14 protein-coding genes are annotated in these 16,970 nt (G+C 62.7%); 11 read left to right on the top strand and 3 right to left on the bottom strand.

The genetic code is table 11. The features are described from left to right. Window positions 1–114: 114 nt before the first annotated feature. From JKL48_RS15630 to JKL48_RS15650, 5 genes are all read left to right on the top strand, one after another. Window positions 115–1,206, top strand: a complete 1,092-nt coding sequence (locus JKL48_RS15630) for a hypothetical protein (protein ID WP_201984119.1) — start codon at window positions 115–117, stop codon at window positions 1,204–1,206. A gap of 369 nt (window positions 1,207–1,575) precedes the next feature. Then, window positions 1,576–1,863, top strand: coding sequence for a hypothetical protein (locus JKL48_RS15635; RefSeq protein WP_201984120.1), 288 nt, complete (start codon window positions 1,576–1,578; stop codon window positions 1,861–1,863). Further along, window positions 1,864–2,025: a T9SS type A sorting domain-containing protein gene (locus JKL48_RS15640; RefSeq protein ID WP_201984121.1), complete on the top strand. Its 162-nt coding sequence runs from the start codon at window positions 1,864–1,866 to the stop codon at window positions 2,023–2,025. A 230-nt stretch (window positions 2,026–2,255) separates the two neighbouring features. Continuing rightward, window positions 2,256–3,854: a T9SS type B sorting domain-containing protein gene (locus tag JKL48_RS23600; RefSeq protein ID WP_201984123.1), complete on the top strand. Its 1,599-nt coding sequence runs from the start codon at window positions 2,256–2,258 to the stop codon at window positions 3,852–3,854. 59 nt (window positions 3,855–3,913) lie between these two features. Beyond that, window positions 3,914–4,822, top strand: coding sequence for an alpha/beta fold hydrolase (locus tag JKL48_RS15650; protein WP_201984124.1), 909 nt, complete (start codon window positions 3,914–3,916; stop codon window positions 4,820–4,822). Window positions 4,823–4,920: 98 nt separating this feature from the next. Here the strand turns inward: JKL48_RS15650 and porY are convergent, their stop codons facing one another. Both porY and JKL48_RS15660 read right to left on the bottom strand, forming a co-directional pair. Next, on the bottom strand, window positions 4,921–6,195 hold the full coding sequence (gene porY, locus JKL48_RS15655; RefSeq protein ID WP_201984126.1) for a PorY family sensor histidine kinase: 1,275 nt from the start codon (window positions 6,193–6,195) through the stop codon (window positions 4,921–4,923). Window positions 6,196–6,354: 159 nt separating this feature from the next. Beyond that, window positions 6,355–7,035, bottom strand: coding sequence for a response regulator transcription factor (locus JKL48_RS15660; RefSeq protein ID WP_201984128.1), 681 nt, complete (start codon window positions 7,033–7,035; stop codon window positions 6,355–6,357). Window positions 7,036–7,335: 300 nt separating this feature from the next. Between JKL48_RS15660 and JKL48_RS15665 the strand changes: the two genes are divergently transcribed. From JKL48_RS15665 to JKL48_RS15675, 3 genes are all read left to right on the top strand, one after another. Then, window positions 7,336–10,065 carry a TonB-dependent receptor gene (locus tag JKL48_RS15665; protein WP_201984129.1) on the top strand — a complete coding sequence of 910 codons (2,730 nt, stop codon included), beginning with the start codon at window positions 7,336–7,338 and terminating at the stop codon, window positions 10,063–10,065. A gap of 272 nt (window positions 10,066–10,337) precedes the next feature. Further along, window positions 10,338–11,687, top strand: a complete 1,350-nt coding sequence (locus tag JKL48_RS15670) for a CitMHS family transporter (RefSeq protein ID WP_201984131.1) — start codon at window positions 10,338–10,340, stop codon at window positions 11,685–11,687. A 155-nt stretch (window positions 11,688–11,842) separates the two neighbouring features. Next, entirely contained in the window at window positions 11,843–12,709 is an 867-nt protein-coding gene (locus JKL48_RS15675) for a TerC family protein (protein WP_201984132.1), read from the top strand. Between the two features lie 151 nt (window positions 12,710–12,860). Here the strand turns inward: JKL48_RS15675 and JKL48_RS15680 are convergent, their stop codons facing one another. Beyond that, window positions 12,861–13,853, bottom strand: a complete 993-nt coding sequence (locus JKL48_RS15680) for an NAD-dependent epimerase/dehydratase family protein (protein WP_201984133.1) — start codon at window positions 13,851–13,853, stop codon at window positions 12,861–12,863. Between the two features lie 133 nt (window positions 13,854–13,986). Here JKL48_RS15680 and JKL48_RS15685 point away from each other — a divergent pair, with 133 nt between their 5' ends. From JKL48_RS15685 to kbl, 3 genes are all read left to right on the top strand, one after another. Further along, window positions 13,987–14,424: a BLUF domain-containing protein gene (locus JKL48_RS15685; protein WP_201984134.1), complete on the top strand. Its 438-nt coding sequence runs from the start codon at window positions 13,987–13,989 to the stop codon at window positions 14,422–14,424. Window positions 14,425–14,464: 40 nt separating this feature from the next. Next, the gene (locus tag JKL48_RS15690; protein ID WP_201984135.1) at window positions 14,465–15,541 is read left to right on the top strand and encodes a patatin-like phospholipase family protein; all 1,077 of its coding nucleotides are present in this window, start codon (window positions 14,465–14,467) and stop codon (window positions 15,539–15,541) included. Between the two features lie 169 nt (window positions 15,542–15,710). Then, window positions 15,711–16,958 (top strand): glycine C-acetyltransferase, encoded by a 1,248-nt coding sequence (gene kbl / locus JKL48_RS15695; protein WP_201984136.1) that lies wholly within the window; start codon window positions 15,711–15,713, stop codon window positions 16,956–16,958. Window positions 16,959–16,970: the final 12 nt, after the last annotated feature.

Raw genomic sequence — 16,970 nt, forward strand, 5'->3', positions numbered from 1 at the left:
CACGAGGGGTATGATGCCGAAAAGCCGATGTCACCAAACCGCCTGTTATTTCCTTTTTTGGCGGTGGGGAAGAATATATCCTTGTACATTCTTTTACCTTTTCACCTTTCCATCATGAAAAAAATTGACCGCGTCATCTATCACAAGCTGCTGGCCGCGTTGGCGTGGCTACTGCTCGCCTCCTCGGGGGCGTGGGCACAAGGACTACCAAGTCTTGTCAGGCCGTCGGCCGTAGCTGGTCCGGCGCAGTCGGCTAGCAGCGTGTTGATTTCCAACAGAATTCAGTTTCACGGCCAAGTGCCCGACACCCAGACCAACTACCGGGCCGACCCGCTGGATGTATGCCCCAACGTGGTAGACCCCACCACCCACGGCATCCAGAGCCAGCCCTATCAGTTCCAGTTTGAAAGCAACTGCGTCGGCAACAGTAACTCGACCGATTGCCGTTTCCGGCCCAACTTTATCTGGACCGTACATTACTACACGGAAACCGGCAATGAATACACCGAGCAGTGGCAGGACGTGACGTCCGGCGACTTTTCCAAAATCCGGCTTTACTTCTACGACCGGGTGCCCTACACCACCGCCCCTATCACGCCTACCAATGGACAGGCCACGCAAGCCAGCGGCAACACCAACTTCTCGGCTGTGCCTTATCCTAACCTGGGCTGCTTGCAAGCGCCCGCTAACACGGCGCAAGAGGGCGAACTCATTACAAACGTGTGGCTGGAATGCACGGGCTACTCCTGTGGCTTTACGCAGGGCGACGACACCGATAACATTCACATCCGCTACTATAACCGCCGGGTCGGCGCGATTTCGGTATCGGGCACCCCTGCCGACTATTGCCGCGACCAGCCGTATACCCTAAACTGGGGGAGTTCCTTCGGGGCGACCGGTTACAACGTTACGGCCAACAACGGGGCCCAGATTACCGGCATCAGCGGTACCTCGGCCACGCTGAATCTGGCCAACGTGCCTAATACGGCAACAAGTGTGACGGTGTCCGTAACGGCCGTGAACTCGGCAAACCCTTGTGGTACCACGCTTAGCGCGACCCGTACGCTTACGCTACCCATGCGCCGCGCTCCGGCCCAGCCGACCAACATGCAGATTGATGGGGTATGCCCGTCAACCAGTCAGAAAACTGTATCGATTAACGGCGTCACACCACCAACGGGTGAAACCAGCGTTGCATACCATTGATACCTCACAAGTAATACGGCAGGGGCTTACCTGATTAGCAACGCCAATACCGCTACTCAGGACAGCCCTTTCGGTGACAATGGACGACTTGTTCCAATTGTTACGCCCAACGTGGGCAGCGTCACCGTGAACGTGGAAGCCAAAGCATCGGATTGCGGCGGGCCTGGGCCGGTGCTTTCCCAAACCTTTCAAATTGGCAACATCAACCCCACCTGCCCAACGGCAACGGTGCAGTACAACAATTGCGGCGTCGCTACTTTCACATTTAGCGGGACGCCCGGTTTGAGTTAATACATTAGCAACCAGCCCTATAACTTTACTTACCCCGATGGTACCACCTATCCCGGCGCAACGGCTAGCATCGGCTCCGTGTCGTCGCCCACCATTACTACCCGGCCGTTCACCTCGAATTTCAACAAAGGCTACTTCGACATGGACGTACTCGTAACCAGCCCGTGCGCGGCCGGCTCGGGTTTCGCAAGCTGCACGGTCGCTCGTGTATTTGTGCCCAAGGCCGGCGTCTACAACTGCTTTACGGCCGGTAGCCCGCCCACCGCCGGCCCCAGTGCCAGCAGCCGGCCAGCCGTGCAGCTGTACCCCAACCCCACCACCGGCACCGTGGCCGTGCAACCCGACACGCCGACGCGGTATCAATGAGTGAGAGTCCTCAACCTGCAAGGCCGGACGGTGCTCGACCAGAAGGCCACTTCTACCACCGGCATCACGACGTTTGACGTGCATGATTTGCCCGCTGGCCTGTACCAAGTGCAGCTGTTTGATGGCCAAAAGCTGACGACTCAGCGCTTGCAAAAAGAATAAATCGGCGACGGGGGCGGTACTGTTTTAGGCGCTGCCCCCGTCCTGCTGTTTTGGTACTCATCATGAAACGCTTATTCCTTCTGGTTTTCTTGCTGGGGCGCTATGCAACGCCGGCCTGCGCGCAAGGGGAGTTCTGGACATGGTGCTTGGCTGGGCCGCCGTTTGCGGCCGGAAACGTTAAGGTTTCGTTCGCTCCCAGGCCAGGCCCCCCTGATACCTGCGCCTTTCGAGTGAAGTACAACGACCTCTTTGGTACGGCTGCTTTAAGTGATTTTCAGGGCCGTCTTCTGGCTTACGGCAACATGCTGGGCTTAATGGACCGGCGCCAACAGGCCCTGCCAAACGGTGCTTTGGTAGACCCCGACAGCCGCTGGACGAACACCGATGCCCGGCCTCAATACCAAGGTCTGGCTTTGGTACCGGCACCCGGAGCGGCGCAGCAATACTATGCCTTCTACTGGACCCAAGGGGCCGCCGAAGCCAGTCAGCAGGCCTTCGCGCTTACCTATGCCTTGATAGACGGGCGGCTAAACGGTGGGTATGGGGATGTGGCGCGCAAAGGGCTGGTGCTGGGCCTTACGCACAGCCCGCGCCTGACGGTGGTGCGCCACGCCAACAACCGCGACTTCTGGGTCATCACCCGCGACGAGGACGGGCGCGGCTTTCAAGCCTTTTTGCTCACGCCGCAAGGTATCCGGCCAACTCCCGTGGTTTCCTTGGCCGGCCAGGCACTGCCTCCCACAACTGCGGAACTAAAAGCCGCTCCCAATGGCCGGCAAGTGGCGTGCGGTGCCCGAACGCAGAGCACCGCCCAGCCGTTTGCCGTGTGTGTATATGACTTTGATAATGCCACTGGGGAGGTCAGCCATGAACGAGTCATTCATCGCAACGCGGAGGTTACATTTTCCATTTCCTTCTCGCCCAATTCGCAGCTGCTTTACACGACCGAGTACCCGACGCGGCCGTTGCCTCCCCGCCGCTTCGAAGAGTTGTGGCAGTTTAATCTGGCCCTGCCCACGGAGGCTGCCGTAGACGCCTCGCGCTATTGGGTGTCACAGGCCGCGCCGACCCCAACGGAGCCGGACGACGATGTAGAATGCGGGGGCTTGCAACTAGCCCCCGATGGCACGCTCTGGGCCTCGCGCTTTTATTTGCGTATCCCCATCAATCGCATCACAGGGGCCCTCCGAAGCAACCACGCGGCCGTCGTGCGTCACCCCGATATAGTCGGGGCAGGCTGCGGCTTCGAGCCCGAAGGTTATGCCTACCGGCCTGGAGCGGTACCCAGCATCACCCTCCCCAACGTCATCACCAACATGCTCTACGCGCCGGCCGCGCTCAACTACGAAGCCATCTGCCCCGACGACTCGGTGCAGTTTTGGGCCAGCAGCGCGGGCGACCCGGTTGGCCTGCGCTGGGACTTCGGCGAGCCCGCCGGTGGGGCGGCCAACGCGGCCACCGGCCCCTTTGTGGCCCACCGCTACCAGCAGGGCGGTACCTACGCCGTGCGCCTGACCCTGGCCGATGGCCGGGTGCTGACGCGGGCCGTGACGGTGAGCGGCACCACGGCCGACTTCACCGACCAAAACGTGTTCACACCCAACGGCGACGGGCTGAACGACGAGTTCCGGCCCGTGCGCGCTCCCGTGCCCGGCGGACGGCTGCGCGTGTTCTCGCGCTGGGGCCGCCTCGTGTTTCAGGCCACCGACCCGGCCCTGCGCTGGGACGGCACCGGCGCGGCCGGCGGCGATTACTTCTACCTGCTCGACTACGCCGACTGCCGGGGCACGGCCCGCCACCGGCGCGGCACCCTCACGCTGGTGCGCTAGCAGGTTCCGGTGTCCGGTGGCTATGCCCGGAATGCTGTGCTCGGCCGTACTTTCGGCCCATGCCCCCTCCCACCGCCGGAAGCCCCACGCCCCTGACCATCGGCCTGCCCGATGGCCGCACGCTGGGCCTCACGCGCTACGGTGACCCCGCGCACCGGGCGGTGGTGTTTCACCACGGCTTCGGCTCCAGCGGCCTGGAAATCCCCGACGACGCGGCGCTGCTGGCCCGCCTGCAGCTGCAGATTCTGGCGCCCGACCGGCCCGGCGTGGGCCAGTCCAGCGTGTACCGACCCCTCACCTTCCCCTCTTTTGCCGACGACGTGGTAGCCCTGCTCGATGCGCTGGGCATTGCTTACCCGGTGGGCGTGATGGGCTGGTCGGTGGGCGGGGTGCACGCGCTGGCGCTCGCGGCGCAGCACCCGGCGCGGGTGGCGGCGGCGCAGCTGCTCAGCACCTGCCTGCCGCTGGGCGAGCGGGCCGCCTACCGCCACCTCTCGCCGCTGTGGAAATTCCTGCGCTGGGGCCAAATCGGCTTCCCGTGGCTGAACCGAACCACGTTCCTGTGGCTCAGCCGGCAGTGGCAGCGCCACCCCGACCGCACCATCGACTGGTTTATCCGCCTAATGTTTGCGGAAGAAGCCTGCGTAACCGCCCGTTTCCGCCCCCTGCTGCGCGATGCCGCCGTGCAAGGGTTTGCCAACCACGGCCGCGGCGTGTACGACGACGCCCAGGCTTGGTGCCGCCCGCCCGGCTTCCGCATCGAGGAGGCGCGTTGCGCCGTGCGCCTCTGGCACGGCCTGGCCGATGGCGTGTGGGCGCCCGGCAACATCCCTTACCTGGCCCAGCGGCTGGGCGACGCCCCCGTGCACCTACTGCCGGGCCAGGGCCACATGCTGTATCTGGAAAACTGGGCGGCTATTTTGGAGGAGATGGCAGGGCTTTTGGACGAAGCCCGTCTGTCATCCTGAGCGTAGCGAAGGACCTTATCACGCCTGCGTCGGTTGAGATTACGGCAAAATATCCAGGCGTGATAAGGTCCTTCGCTACGCTCAGGATGACCGATGATTTACCCCAGCCGCACCCGCAGCTGGTGCCGCCCGGGCTCCTCGTAGTGGTAGCTGAGCAAAAACCCGTACGTTTCGCAAATCTGCCGCGCAATGGCCAGGCCCAGCCCCACGCTGCCGGGCGGGCGCTCGGGCCCCGGTCGGAAACGCACGAATAGCTGGTCGGCCGGCAGGGCGCGGGGGCGGCCGGTGTTTTCGACCACCAGCAGCTCCGGCGTGAGCTGCACGCGCACCTCGCCGCCGGGCACGTTGTGCCGAATGGCGTTGCTGAGCAGGTTGCTCACCAGAATGTCGATGAGGGAGCGGTTGGCGGCCAGGGGCAGGTCGGGCGCCAGGTCGGTTTCAAGGCGCAGGTGGGTGGCCGCCAGCTGCTCGCGCAGGTGGCCCAGCTGGGTGCGGATGGCAGCGGCCAAATCCACGGTTTCAGTGGGGAAGAACAGCTGCTGGTCGAGGTGGGCCAGCAGCAGCAGGCTGCGGCTGAGGTGGGTGAGGCGCTGCGTCACGTCGAGCAGCGGCTCGATGTGGCCGGCCTGCTCCTCCGTCAGGCCGGGAGCCTGCACCAGCATATCGAGCTTGGTGCGAAGGATGGCCAGCGGCGTTTGCAGCTCGTGGGCCGCATTTTCGGTAAACTCCCGCTGCCGCCGGTAGATGCGCTGGTTGCGGTTGAGGAGCCGGCCTAGGGCGGTGTTCAGCTCCTTGAATTCGGGGATGCGCGCAGGGGCCAGATGCACCGGCTCTGGCTGGTCGAGCTTGTAGCGTTGCAGCTCGCCCAATGTTCGGTAAAAAGGCGCCCACAGCCGCCGCGCCAGCACGTGCTGCAGCACCAGCAGCCCCACCAGCAAGGCCCCAAACAGCAGCGCCCCCGCCTGCACAATGCGCGCCAGCAGTTCCTGGCTGTCGAGCATGGTGGTGCGCAGCTCCAGCCGGTAGGGCCGGCCCTGGAACATCACCGGCGCCGCCAATTGCCGGTAGGGCACCACGGTACCGGTCAACTCATTGTACATCATCCGCACGCTGAAAACCGGCCGTGAGCCGGGCTGCTTCAGCGCCTTGAATTCCACGTTGTGGTCGAGGCGGTGCCAGAATTCCAGGTCGGCGGGCGTGCGCAGGTGCAGGCGCAGGGCTTTATCCACGCGCAGCTTGCGCCGGCTCAGGGTACGGTCGACGTAGGCGTAGTAGATTTTGCGGATGAAGCCGTAGTACACGAACGTGCCCGCCCCGGCCACCACGCTGGCGTAGATGAGAAAGTAAACGGTGGTGCGGGCCAAGAGCTTCATTCAGGGGTGGTCAACAATTAGCAGAACATTCGTCTGTCATCCTGAGCGCAGCGAAGGACCTTTTCACGTTTGAATAGTCTGCATCCATTTGGATTACTGCAAATCGTGCCGACGTGAGAAGGTCCTTCGCTGCGTTCAGGATGACAGGCGTGTTCCTTATCAACCATTAACATCAAACCGATACCCCAGCCCATACACCATCCGGATGTAGTTGGGCGCGCCCGCCTCCGTGAGCTTGCGCTTGAGATTTTTGACGTGGGCGTACACATTCTCGAACGTGTCGAACTGCTCGGCCGCGTCGCCGGACAGGTGCTCGGCAATGGCGCCTTTGGTGATGACGCGACTCTGATTCGCCAGCAGCAACAGCAGCAGGTCGAACTCGGTACGCGTGAGCGTCAGCGGCTTGCCGGCTACGGCGGCGCGGCGGGCGGGCACGTCCACGCTTAACTCGCCGGCTTGCAGCAGGTTGGTGCCCTGGTAGTGGCGGCGGCGCACCAGCGCGGCAATGCGGGCGCTGAGCTCGGGCAGGTAGAAGGGCTTGGGCAGGTAGTCGTCGGCGCCCAGTTCGAGGCCGGTGATGCGGTCGTCGACCGCGGCGCGGGCGCTGGTGATGATGACGCCGGCCGCCTTCTGGTGCTTTTGCAGCTCGCGCAGCAGGTCGAGGCCGTCGCCGCCGGGCAGGGTGAGGTCGAGCACGATGCACTCGTAGTCGTGCAGCAGCATTTTTTCCTGCGCCTGGGCGTAGGTAGTGGCCACTTCGCAGATGTAGTGCTGGGCCTGCAGGTAGCTCACCACGCTGGCCAGCAGGGCCGGTTCATCTTCGACGAGGAGCAGTTTCATTTAAAGGTTTCGCTGGGAATGAGCGGCAAGGTAGGGCGGTTTGGGGAGCAACGAAGCCATAAAGCCTGTCATCCTGAGCGCAGCGAAGGACCTTGTCACGACTGGATAAGCATTTCACGAACTTGGTAAGGTCCTTCGCTGCGCTCAGGATGACAGGCTTTATCCCTTTTCAGAAATCAAATTAGTAAGCACTCCCTCACTTATTTTTTAAAATTCCGATTTCTTCCAAATGTATTCTAAATCGCCGCGCTACTTCGCTTCCATAAACCACGAAAACATTCCCACTTTCCCAAAATTCCCATGAAGCGAATCCTACCCTCCTCTCCCCTCTCGGCCCGGACGGCGGGCGCGGCGCTGCTGCTGGCCGCCTGCGCGGCGACGGCCCCGGCCACCGCCGCTTCGCTGGCTACAGCTGTAGCCAAAGCCCCAAACGATTCCAGCCCGCTGGCGCGCCGGCCGCTCACCGGCCGCATTCTGGATGGCAATGACCAAAGCCCGCTGGCTTTTGCCTCAGTGGCCATTAAGGGCACCAACCGCGGCACCACCACGGATGGCGACGGCAACTTCAAGCTCGACGTGGACGACGGCGACGTGCTGGTAATTTCCTACGTGGGCTACGAGCTGCGTGAGATGCCCGTGCCTGCCGGCGCCAGCACCCTCACCGTGCCCATGAAAACGGCCACTCACACCACCGCCGACGTGATTGTGGTGGGCAACCGGGCCTCCGAGGCCCGCACCAACGTGGACCTGCCCGTGCCCGTGGATGTGCTCACGGCCAAAGAAATCACCAAAACCGGCCAGACCGAACTGGGCCAGATGATTCACTTCACGGCGCCTTCGTTCAATTCCACCAAGCACGCCATCAGCAACGTGACGAGCTACGTGGACCCGGCTACGCTACGCGGCCTGGGCCCCGACCAGACGCTGGTGCTCGTGAACGGCAAGCGCCGCCACCAGTCCTCGGCCCTGAACGTGAACAACGTGGTGGGCCGCGGCTCGGTGGGCACCGATTTGAACGCCATCCCGACGGCCGCCATCGAGCGGGTGGAGATTCTGCGCGACGGCGCGGCGGCCCAGTACGGCTCCGATGCCATTGCCGGCATCGTGAACATCGTGCTCAAGGCCAACCCGCGCGGCGGCGTGGTGACCGGCAACTACGGCATCACGGCCAAGGGCGACGGCGCCACCTACGACACGGGCCTGAACTTCGGCCTGCCCGTGGGCAAGCGCGACGGCTTCCTGAACCTGACCGTGCAGGGCCACCACAACGACCCCACCGACCGCTCGGGCGACTACACCGGCCGGGTGTACAACTCCGACAAAGCCACCGACGACGCCCTGGTGGCCCAGAACAACTTCAACCGCGACGTGACCAAATACGGCACGGCCCGCAACACCATGGGCCAGTTTTTCTACAACGGCGAGGTGGCGCTGGGCGAAAAATGGCGGCTGTATTCCTTCGGCGGGGTTTCCTACAAGGACATGACGGCCTATGGCTTCTTCCGCAACCCGAGCAACAAGGCGCGGGCGGTGCTCTCGCTTTTCCCGAACGGTTACAACCCGGTATTCCCGGCCACGGTGCAGGATTTGGCCTCCACGGTGGGGCTGCGCCGCAAAACGGCCAGCGGCTGGAACCTCGATTTCAGCCTCGGCGGCGGCCAGAACATCATCAAGACCTACGCCAACCACACGGTGAACCCCTCGTACGGCAGCGCCTCGCCCACCGAGTTTTACACCGGCACCAACAAGTTCGGGCAGGCGTTGGCCAACGTGAACGTATCGAAGGGCTTCGCCATCGGCGGCCTCAAGTCGTTCAGCCTGAGCTACGGCGGCGAATTCCGGGTGGAAAACTACCAGCTGCTGGCCGGCGACGAAGCCTCCTGGAAAAAAGGCCCCGTGACTACCAACAACCCCGACGTGGGCAGCAGCGGGCGCGAAGGCATTGCGGCCGTGAACGCCGTGGAGCGCACCCGCAACAACGTGGGCGTGTACGTGGACGTGCTCAGCGACATCACCGACAACTGGCTGGTGGGTGTGGCCGGCCGCTTCGAGCGCTACTCCGATTTCGGCTCCAACGTGAGCGGCAAGATTTCGACCCGTTACAAGTTCTCGGAGATGTTTTCGGTGCGCGGCTCGCTCAACCGGGGCTTCCGGGCGCCATCCATGCACCAGCTCTACTACTCCAACTACGCCGATGCCCAGTGGCTGACGCTCAACGGCGTGTTCGACTCCTACCCCATTGCCCACCTGCGCAACGACAACCCCTACGTGCAGAAGCTGGGCGTGGGCCAGCTCAAGGCCGAAACCACCCTCGACTACAACCTCGGCTTCACGGCCCAGGTCACGCCCGACCTCGTGTTCACGGCCGATGCCTACCAGATTGACATCACCGACCGGGTGGTGATTTCGGGCCAGCTCGACGCCACCAAGCCGGCCCTGGCGCCCACCTTCGCCGGCTCGGGCTACGCCCAGGTGCAGTTCTTCTCCAACGCCCTCGACACCCGCACCCGCGGCCTCGACGTGGTGGCCAGCTACCGCAAAAAGATGGACCGCGACCAGGAAATGGGCCTCAACCTGGCCATGGCCCTGAACTCGACCAAAGTGGTGGGCGAAGTCCGCACCCCCCCCTCGCTGGCCAACCTGGGCACCCCGCTCGTCGACCGCGTGATGATTGGCCTGATTGAAGTGGCCCAGCCGCGCTCCAAATTCATCGGCTCGGCCAACTACCGCTTCAAGAAAATCGAAGGCCTGGTGCGCGCCACCCGCTTCGGCGAGGTAACCGCCATCCAGAGCACCCCCGAGCTGGACCAGACTTTCTCGGCCAAAGTCATCACCGACGCCTCGCTCACTTACGCCTTCACGCCCCGCGTGGGCCTTACCCTGGGCGCCAACAACCTCTTCAACGTCTACCCTGACGAAATCGCCTTCCCCTCGCTCACCGCCTCGGGCCAGACGCCCTACACGCGCTTCACCTCGCAGTTCGGCTTCATGGGCGCGTATTACTTCACGGCATTGCGGTTTAGCTTCTAGTAGCACATGCTTTAGCTTGTGCAGTCGCCAGAACGTGCAACGCCGCACAAGCTAAAGCATGTGCTACTAAAAAAGAACTTCATGCTGAGCGAAGCCGAAGCATCTCTACCGCCGCAGTAAATCATTCGCTGCAACGAATGAGGTGGGACGAATTCGTTGCCTGTGGAGGTGAGCCGCGCAACGAATCGGTAGAGATGCTTCGACTCCGCTCAGCATGACCGTTCTTTTCTATTCGCCAATCCACCACTCCACCCATCCACCACTCCACCATCATGCTCGCACTCGCTGGCTTTGCCATGATTCTCACCTTCATGGTGCTGATTATGACGAACCGTCTTTCGGCCATTACGGCGCTGCTGCTGGTGCCGGTGGCGTTTGCGGTGCTCACCGGCTTCGGTGGGCAAATGGGGCCGATGATGCTCGACGGCATCAAGAACATTGCGCCCACGGGCATCATGCTGGTGTTTGCCATCATGTACTTCGGGCTGATGACGGACGCCGGCCTGTTCGACCCGGTCATCAACCGCATCCAGCGCGTGGCCCACGGCGACCCGCTGAAAATCATCGTCGGCACCGCCCTGCTGGCCCTGCTGGTGTCGCTGGATGGCGACGGGGCCACGACTTATATCATCGTCGTCACGGCCATGCTGCCACTTTATCGCCGCCTGGGCATCAGCCCGCTGATACTGACGTGCATGAATATGCTGGTGGGCGGCGTGATGAACATTCTGCCCTGGGGCGGCCCCACCGCCCGCGCCATGAGCGTGCTGCACCTCGACAGCACCCAGCTTTTCAACCCGCTCATTCCGGCGATGGGCGCGGGGTTGGTGTGGGTGTTTTTCGTGGCCTGGCGCTTTGGCAAGCGCGAGCGGAAACGGCTGGGTCTGGCGCATCTGAATGAATCAAAAGAAACCAAAGCCGTCGTTTACGGCCTCGCTGCCGGCCTGCCTCAAGCGCTGCCCGAAGTGCCGGATTTGGAGATTTCGCTCGAAGAAAAAGCCCTGCGCCGCCCCAAACTACTCTGGCTGAACGCCCTGCTCACCGTCGGGCTGATGGTGGCGCTGGTGCGTGAGCTGCTGCCGCTGCCGGTGCTGTTTATGCTGGCGTTTGCGCTGGCTGCGGTGCTGAATTACCCGAATCTGTCGCAGCAGCGGCAGCGGTTTGCGGCGCACGCGGGCAATGCGCTGTCGGTGGCGGCGATGGTGTTTGCGGCGGGCATTTTCACCGGTATTCTCGGCGGCACGCACATGGTGGACGCCATGGCGCAGTCGTTTGTGGCGCTGGTTCCGCAGTCGCTGGGGCCGCACTTTCCGGTGCTGACGGGGCTGGTGAGCGCGCCACTCACGTTCTTCATGTCGAACGACGCGTTTTACTTCGGCATTCTGCCGTTTTTCACCAAAGCCGCGTCGGCGTTCGGCATTTCGGCGGCCACCATGGGCAAGGCCTCGCTGCTGGGCCAGCCCGTGCACCTGCTGAGCCCGCTGGTGCCGTCCACGTATTTGCTAGTGGGCCTGGCGGGCGTCGATATCGGGGCGCACCAGCGCTTCACGCTGAAGTGGGCCGGCGGCACGGTGCTGGTGATGCTGATAACTTCGCTGCTACTGGGCATTATTTCGCTCTGATTTGCAGGCGTCAACCTCACCCCCTGACCCCCTCTCCAAAAAAGAGGGGGCACCGGTCTAGCGTAGTTTTGAATCGCCTGGCTCCCCTCTCTTTTGGAGAGGGGCTGGGGGTGAGGTTTCACGGCTGCGCTCAGCATGACGTTCTTTTGTACTTGATGCCCGCTGGCATCTTTCCGCCTGCCGCCTCGTTATCCAGCTACCCCAGCTTCCGCGCCGTGAACCAATACATCGAGCAAATTATCAATAACCCGCTGGCCTCATTGGCTATTGTGGGCAACCTGGTCATCATCGAAAGCCTGCTTTCGGTCGATAATGCGGCCGTGCTGGCCACCATGGTGGGCGACTTGCCCAAAGAGCAGCGGCACAAGGCTTTGCGCTACGGTATCATCGGAGCTTATGTATTCCGGGGAGTGTGCATTGTGTTTGCGTCGTTTCTCATCAAGTTTTGGTTTTTGAAACCGTTGGGCGGGTTCTATTTACTCTACCTGACTTACGGCTACTTCAAGGCCAAACCCGAGCACGACGAAACCATCGACAAAGAAAAAAGCTGGATTTATCGCCACACACTGGGCCTGTTTGGCAAGTTCTGGGCTACAGTGGCCCTCATTGAGTTGATGGATTTGGCCTTTTCCATCGACAACGTGTTTGCCGTGGTGGCCTTCACCGACAACCTGATTCTGATTTGCGTGGGCGTGTTCATCGGCATTCTGGCCATGCGGCTGGTGGCCCAGGCGTTTGTGCTGCTCATGGGCAAGTACCCGTTTCTGGAAACAGCCGCTTTCGTGGTCATCGGCCTGCTGGGCCTGAAGCTGCTGTTCTCGCTGGTGGGCCACTTCCTGCCCGGCCACCCGCTCAGCACCGCCCTCGACAGCGAAGCGGCCGACGTGGCCATTACCGTGCTCACGGTGGCGGCTTTTTTAGTCCCGTGGGCTACGTCGCTGCTGTTCAACTGGCCGCAGCGGCCGGGCGGCAACCGCGCCGCCGCAACGCGAGCGGCGGAAGAAGTCCGGCAGCAGGCGTAAGTAGCGAAACTGAAGAACGTCCTGCTGAGCGCAGCCGAGGCATCTCTACCGTGTAACTAGCCCGACGATTGGGTCTACTACCGCGGGAGAGAGGCTTCGGCTGCGCTCAGCAGGACGTTCTTAATTGTTCGGCTTGCCGCCTGAACCGAATTTACGCCGGCTGCATCTCCTTCAAATGCGCCAGCATGTCGGCCGTCATCCTGTCCAGGTCAAAATCGGGCTGCCAGCCCCAGTCGCGACGGGCGGCGGAGTCGTCGATGCTGGCGGGCCAGGAATTGGCAATCTGCTGGCGGCCGTCGGGCTTGTAAGTGACTACAAAGCCGGGCGCATGCTGCTGGATGCTGGCCGTGATTTCGGCCGGCGAAAAGCTCATGGCGCCCAAATTATACGAGGTGCGCACTTTGATTTGCTCGGCCGGGGCATGCATGAGGTCCAGCGTGGCCTTGAGGGCGTCGGGCATGTACATCATCGGCAAATACGTGTCTTCTTCAAGGAAGCACTCGTAGGTTGAACCGGCCACGGCGCGGTGGTAGATGTCCACGGCGTAGTCAGTGGTGCCGCCGCCGGGCAGGCTCTTGTAGCCAATGAGGCCGGGGTAGCGCAGGCTGCGCACGTCGAGGCCGTGCTTGCGGTGGTACCACTCGCACCACTGCTCGCCGGCCAGCTTGCTGATGCCGTACACGGTGTTGGGATTCATGATGGTGACCTGCGGCGTGTGGTCGCGCGGCGTGTCGGGCCCGAACACGGCAATGGAGCTGGGCCAGTACACCTGGGCCACGCCGTGGGCTACGGCGGCTTCGAGCACGATGAGCAGGCCGTCCATGTTCAGCTGCCAGCCGAAGAGTGGGTTTTTCTCGGCCGTGGCCGAGAGCAGGGCGGCGAGGTGGTAAATCTGCTTGGGGCGGTACTGCCGGATGAGCTTGTCGAGGCGGGTGCGGTCGAGCACGTCGAGCAGCTCAAACGGGCCGCCGGCCAGCAGTTCGGGGTTCTTGGGCGGGCGCACGTCGGCGGCCACCACCAAGCGTGGGTCGTAGCGCTGGCGCAGGGCGGCCACCAGTTCCAGGCCGAGCTGGCCACAGGCGCCAATAACCAGCACGGAGCCGGGAAGAACAGCAGTATCGGGGTCGATGGAAGTTGGGGTCATGCGGGGGAGGGAATAAGGGTGGGAGGGCAGGAATGGCCGCAAAGATACCGGCCCTGCCGTAGCCGGAACGCCGCTTGCTACGTATTAGCTTGGTCCACGATGCTCCGCTACCCTGCACAAGGCACTTCTTTCCATGCCCGAATCTGCCCCCCTCTATTCGCTGCTTTACCACAGCCACGCCTCCCGCGCCGTGCACGAGGTTACCCTTACCTCGTTGCTCCGCAAAGCCCGCCTGCACAATCAGCAAGCTCACCTGACCGGACTGCTGCTCTTTGCCAAAGAGCAATTTTTGCAAGTGTTGGAAGGTCCCGAGCCAGCCCTCAGCGACCTCTACGCCCGCATCAACGACGACCCACGCCACTACGACGTGCACACGCTGGCCTACGGCTTGGTCGAAGCGCGCACATTTGCCGAATGGCCCATGGCCTACGCCCCTACCGACGCCGCGTTTATTGAGAAAATCATCGGCACCATTCCGGTGCCCGTCGCGGTAGGCCTCACCGCGCCCCCATCGGAAAAAGTGAACCTGCTGCTGCGCAAGTTTGCGCAGGACCACGCCCCGGACCAGTAAGCGCCGCCCACAGCCCAAGCGCGGCGGTATCTTTGGGGCAATGAGCTTCCGCCTGGTTTTCTTGCTTGTTGGGTTGAGTGTGCTGCTGGCCGGCCCGGCTCGGCGCGCCCAGGCGCAGGCCGCGCCACGCTACCGCAACCTGGTGATGGAAGGCGGCGGCATTCGGGGCATTGCCTACGGCGGGGCCCTGCTAGAGCTGGAGCAACGCGGCGTGCTGCACGACATCCGCCGCGTGGGCGGCACCTCGGCCGGCGCCATTCAGGCCGCGCTACTGGCGGTGGGCTATTCCGCGCAGGAAGTTATTGATGTGGTGAACGCCACGCCCGTGCAGCGCCTGAACGACGGCCGGTTCATCTTTTTCGGGGGCACGCACCGGCTCATCACGCAGTACGGCTGGTACCGGGGCGACGAATTCAGCACCTACCTCAGCGAGCTGGTGGCCCGCAAAACCAAGCAGCCCCACCTCACGCTGGCCGAGTTGCATGCACTGGCCCAAAAGGAACCTACCCGCTTCCGCGACCTCTACACCACGGGCACCAACCTCACCACCCAGCGGGTACAGGTGTTCAGCTACGAAACCACGCCCACCATGCGCGTGGCCGATGCCGTGCGCATCAGCATGAGCATTCCGCTGTATTTCCGGGCCGTGCTGCTCGATGCGCAGAACAACGTGATGACCGGCGAACCCGCCCCTGGCCAATCCGTGCAGGTACTGGTCGATGGCGGCCTGCTGGCCAACTACCCCATCGATTTGTTCGATTACCCGCGCTACCTGCCCGCCGGCCTCACCGGCCCTACGGACGCCCGCGGCCACGTTTTCAATCCCGAAACCCTGGGCCTGCGCCTCGACCGCGCCGAGCAGATTCCGCTCGACTCGGCCGGAGCCGGCCGCCAGCAGCTGGCGCCCTATTACATCCACGACTTTAACACTTACGTGGGCGCCCTCTACACCGTCGCCCTCGAAAACCTCAACCCCCTGCTGCCCGCCGACCACTCGCGCACCATCAGCATCGATTTTCTGAACTTTAGTCCGAAAATCAAGCGCATTTCAGACGCCCAGAAAAAGCAGCTGATGGATAGTGGCCGAAAGGGCGCGCAGGCGTTTTTCAATCGTTGAAAGCCCTCAAAAATAGAACGTCATGCTGAGCGTAGTCGAAGCATCTTGCGTGTGGTAGTAACTCAATCGTTGTATCCCTATTGATTAGTGATAGCCCGCGAGATACTTCGACTACGCTCAGCATGACGTCCTTACATTCATTACCCCACCATTCACCACCTCACCAACCATGTACGCCACCCTCCAGCCCGACCTCACCCAACAGCTTCAGGAAATAAAAGACGCCGGCCTTTTTAAGAAGGAGCGCATCATCACCTCGCCCCAGGGCGCCGAGATTGAAACCGACGAAGCCGGCGAAGTACTGAACTTTTGCGCCAACAACTACCTGGGTTTAAGCTCGCACCCCGAGGTCATCAAAGCGGCCAAGGAAGCCATTGATACCCACGGCTACGGCATGTCGTCGGTGCGCTTCATTTGCGGCACGCAGGACATTCACAAGGAGCTGGAAGCCAAGCTGGCCGAGTTTCTGGGCACCGAGGACACCATTCTCTACGCCGCCGCTTTCGATGCCAATGGCGGCGTGTTCGAGCCGCTGTTCAACGAGCAGGACGCCATTATTTCGGATGCGCTGAACCACGCCAGCATCATCGACGGCGTGCGCCTGTGCAAGGCCCAGCGCTACCGCTACGCGCACAACGACATGGCCGACCTGGAAAAGCAGCTCCAGGACGCCCAGGCCAAGGGCACGCGCCACCGCATCATCGTCACGGACGGCTCGTTCTCGATGGACGGCACCATCGCGCAGCTCGACAAAATCTGTGACCTTGCCGACCAGTACCAGGCCCTGGTGATGGTGGACGAGTGCCACAGCAGCGGGTTCCTGGGCAAAACCGGCCGCGGCACCCACGAGCTGCGCAACGTGATGGGCCGCATCGACATCATCACTGGCACGCTGGGCAAGGCCCTGGGTGGCGCTATGGGCGGCTTCACCTCGGGCCGCAAGGAAATCATCGACATGCTACGCCAGCGCAGCCGGCCCTACCTGTTCTCGAACACGCTGGCCCCCGCCATTGTGGGCGCCTCGCTGCGCGTGCTGGAGCTGCTCACCGAAAGCACCGAGCTGCGCGACCGCCTCGAAGAAAACACCCAATACTTCCGTGAAAAGATGACGGAGGCTGGCTTTGACATCCGTCCCGGCCAACACCCCATCGTGCCCGTCATGCTCTACGACGCCAAGCTGGCGCAGGAATTCGCCGCCAAAATGCTCGACAAGGGCATTTACGTGGTGGGCTTCTACTACCCCGTAGTGCCGCAGGGCCAAGCCCGCATCCGGGTGCAGCTCTCGGCCGGCCATACCCGCGCGCACCTCGACAAAGCCATTGCCGCCTTTATCGCCGTGGGCAAGGAACTGGGCACGCTGAAAGAGCCGGGGGCGGCGCAATCGGCCACCGGCCAGGTGGTAACCAACACGCCCTGAGTCCCGCCTGCC

The organism is Hymenobacter rubidus, from assembly GCF_016734815.1.
GTDB lineage: Bacteria > Bacteroidota > Bacteroidia > Cytophagales > Hymenobacteraceae > Hymenobacter > Hymenobacter rubidus.

Bases quoted from the DNA above. Each gene is read 5' to 3' on its own strand.
- JKL48_RS15630 (WP_201984119.1), top strand. From the start codon at position 115: ATGAAAAAAATTGACCGCGTCATCTATCACAAGCTGCTGGCCGCGTTG.
- JKL48_RS15650 (WP_201984124.1), top strand. From the start codon at position 3,914: ATGCCCCCTCCCACCGCCGGAAGCCCCACGCCCCTGACCATCGGCCTG.
- porY (WP_201984126.1), bottom strand. From the start codon at position 6,195: ATGAAGCTCTTGGCCCGCACCACCGTTTACTTTCTCATCTACGCCAGC.
- JKL48_RS15660 (WP_201984128.1), bottom strand. From the start codon at position 7,035: ATGAAACTGCTCCTCGTCGAAGATGAACCGGCCCTGCTGGCCAGCGTG.
- JKL48_RS15665 (WP_201984129.1), top strand. From the start codon at position 7,336: ATGAAGCGAATCCTACCCTCCTCTCCCCTCTCGGCCCGGACGGCGGGC.
- JKL48_RS15670 (WP_201984131.1), top strand. From the start codon at position 10,338: ATGCTCGCACTCGCTGGCTTTGCCATGATTCTCACCTTCATGGTGCTG.
- JKL48_RS15675 (WP_201984132.1), top strand. From the start codon at position 11,843: ATGCCCGCTGGCATCTTTCCGCCTGCCGCCTCGTTATCCAGCTACCCC.
- JKL48_RS15680 (WP_201984133.1), bottom strand. From the start codon at position 13,853: ATGACCCCAACTTCCATCGACCCCGATACTGCTGTTCTTCCCGGCTCC.
- JKL48_RS15685 (WP_201984134.1), top strand. From the start codon at position 13,987: ATGCCCGAATCTGCCCCCCTCTATTCGCTGCTTTACCACAGCCACGCC.
- JKL48_RS15690 (WP_201984135.1), top strand. From the start codon at position 14,465: ATGAGCTTCCGCCTGGTTTTCTTGCTTGTTGGGTTGAGTGTGCTGCTG.
- kbl (WP_201984136.1), top strand. From the start codon at position 15,711: ATGTACGCCACCCTCCAGCCCGACCTCACCCAACAGCTTCAGGAAATA.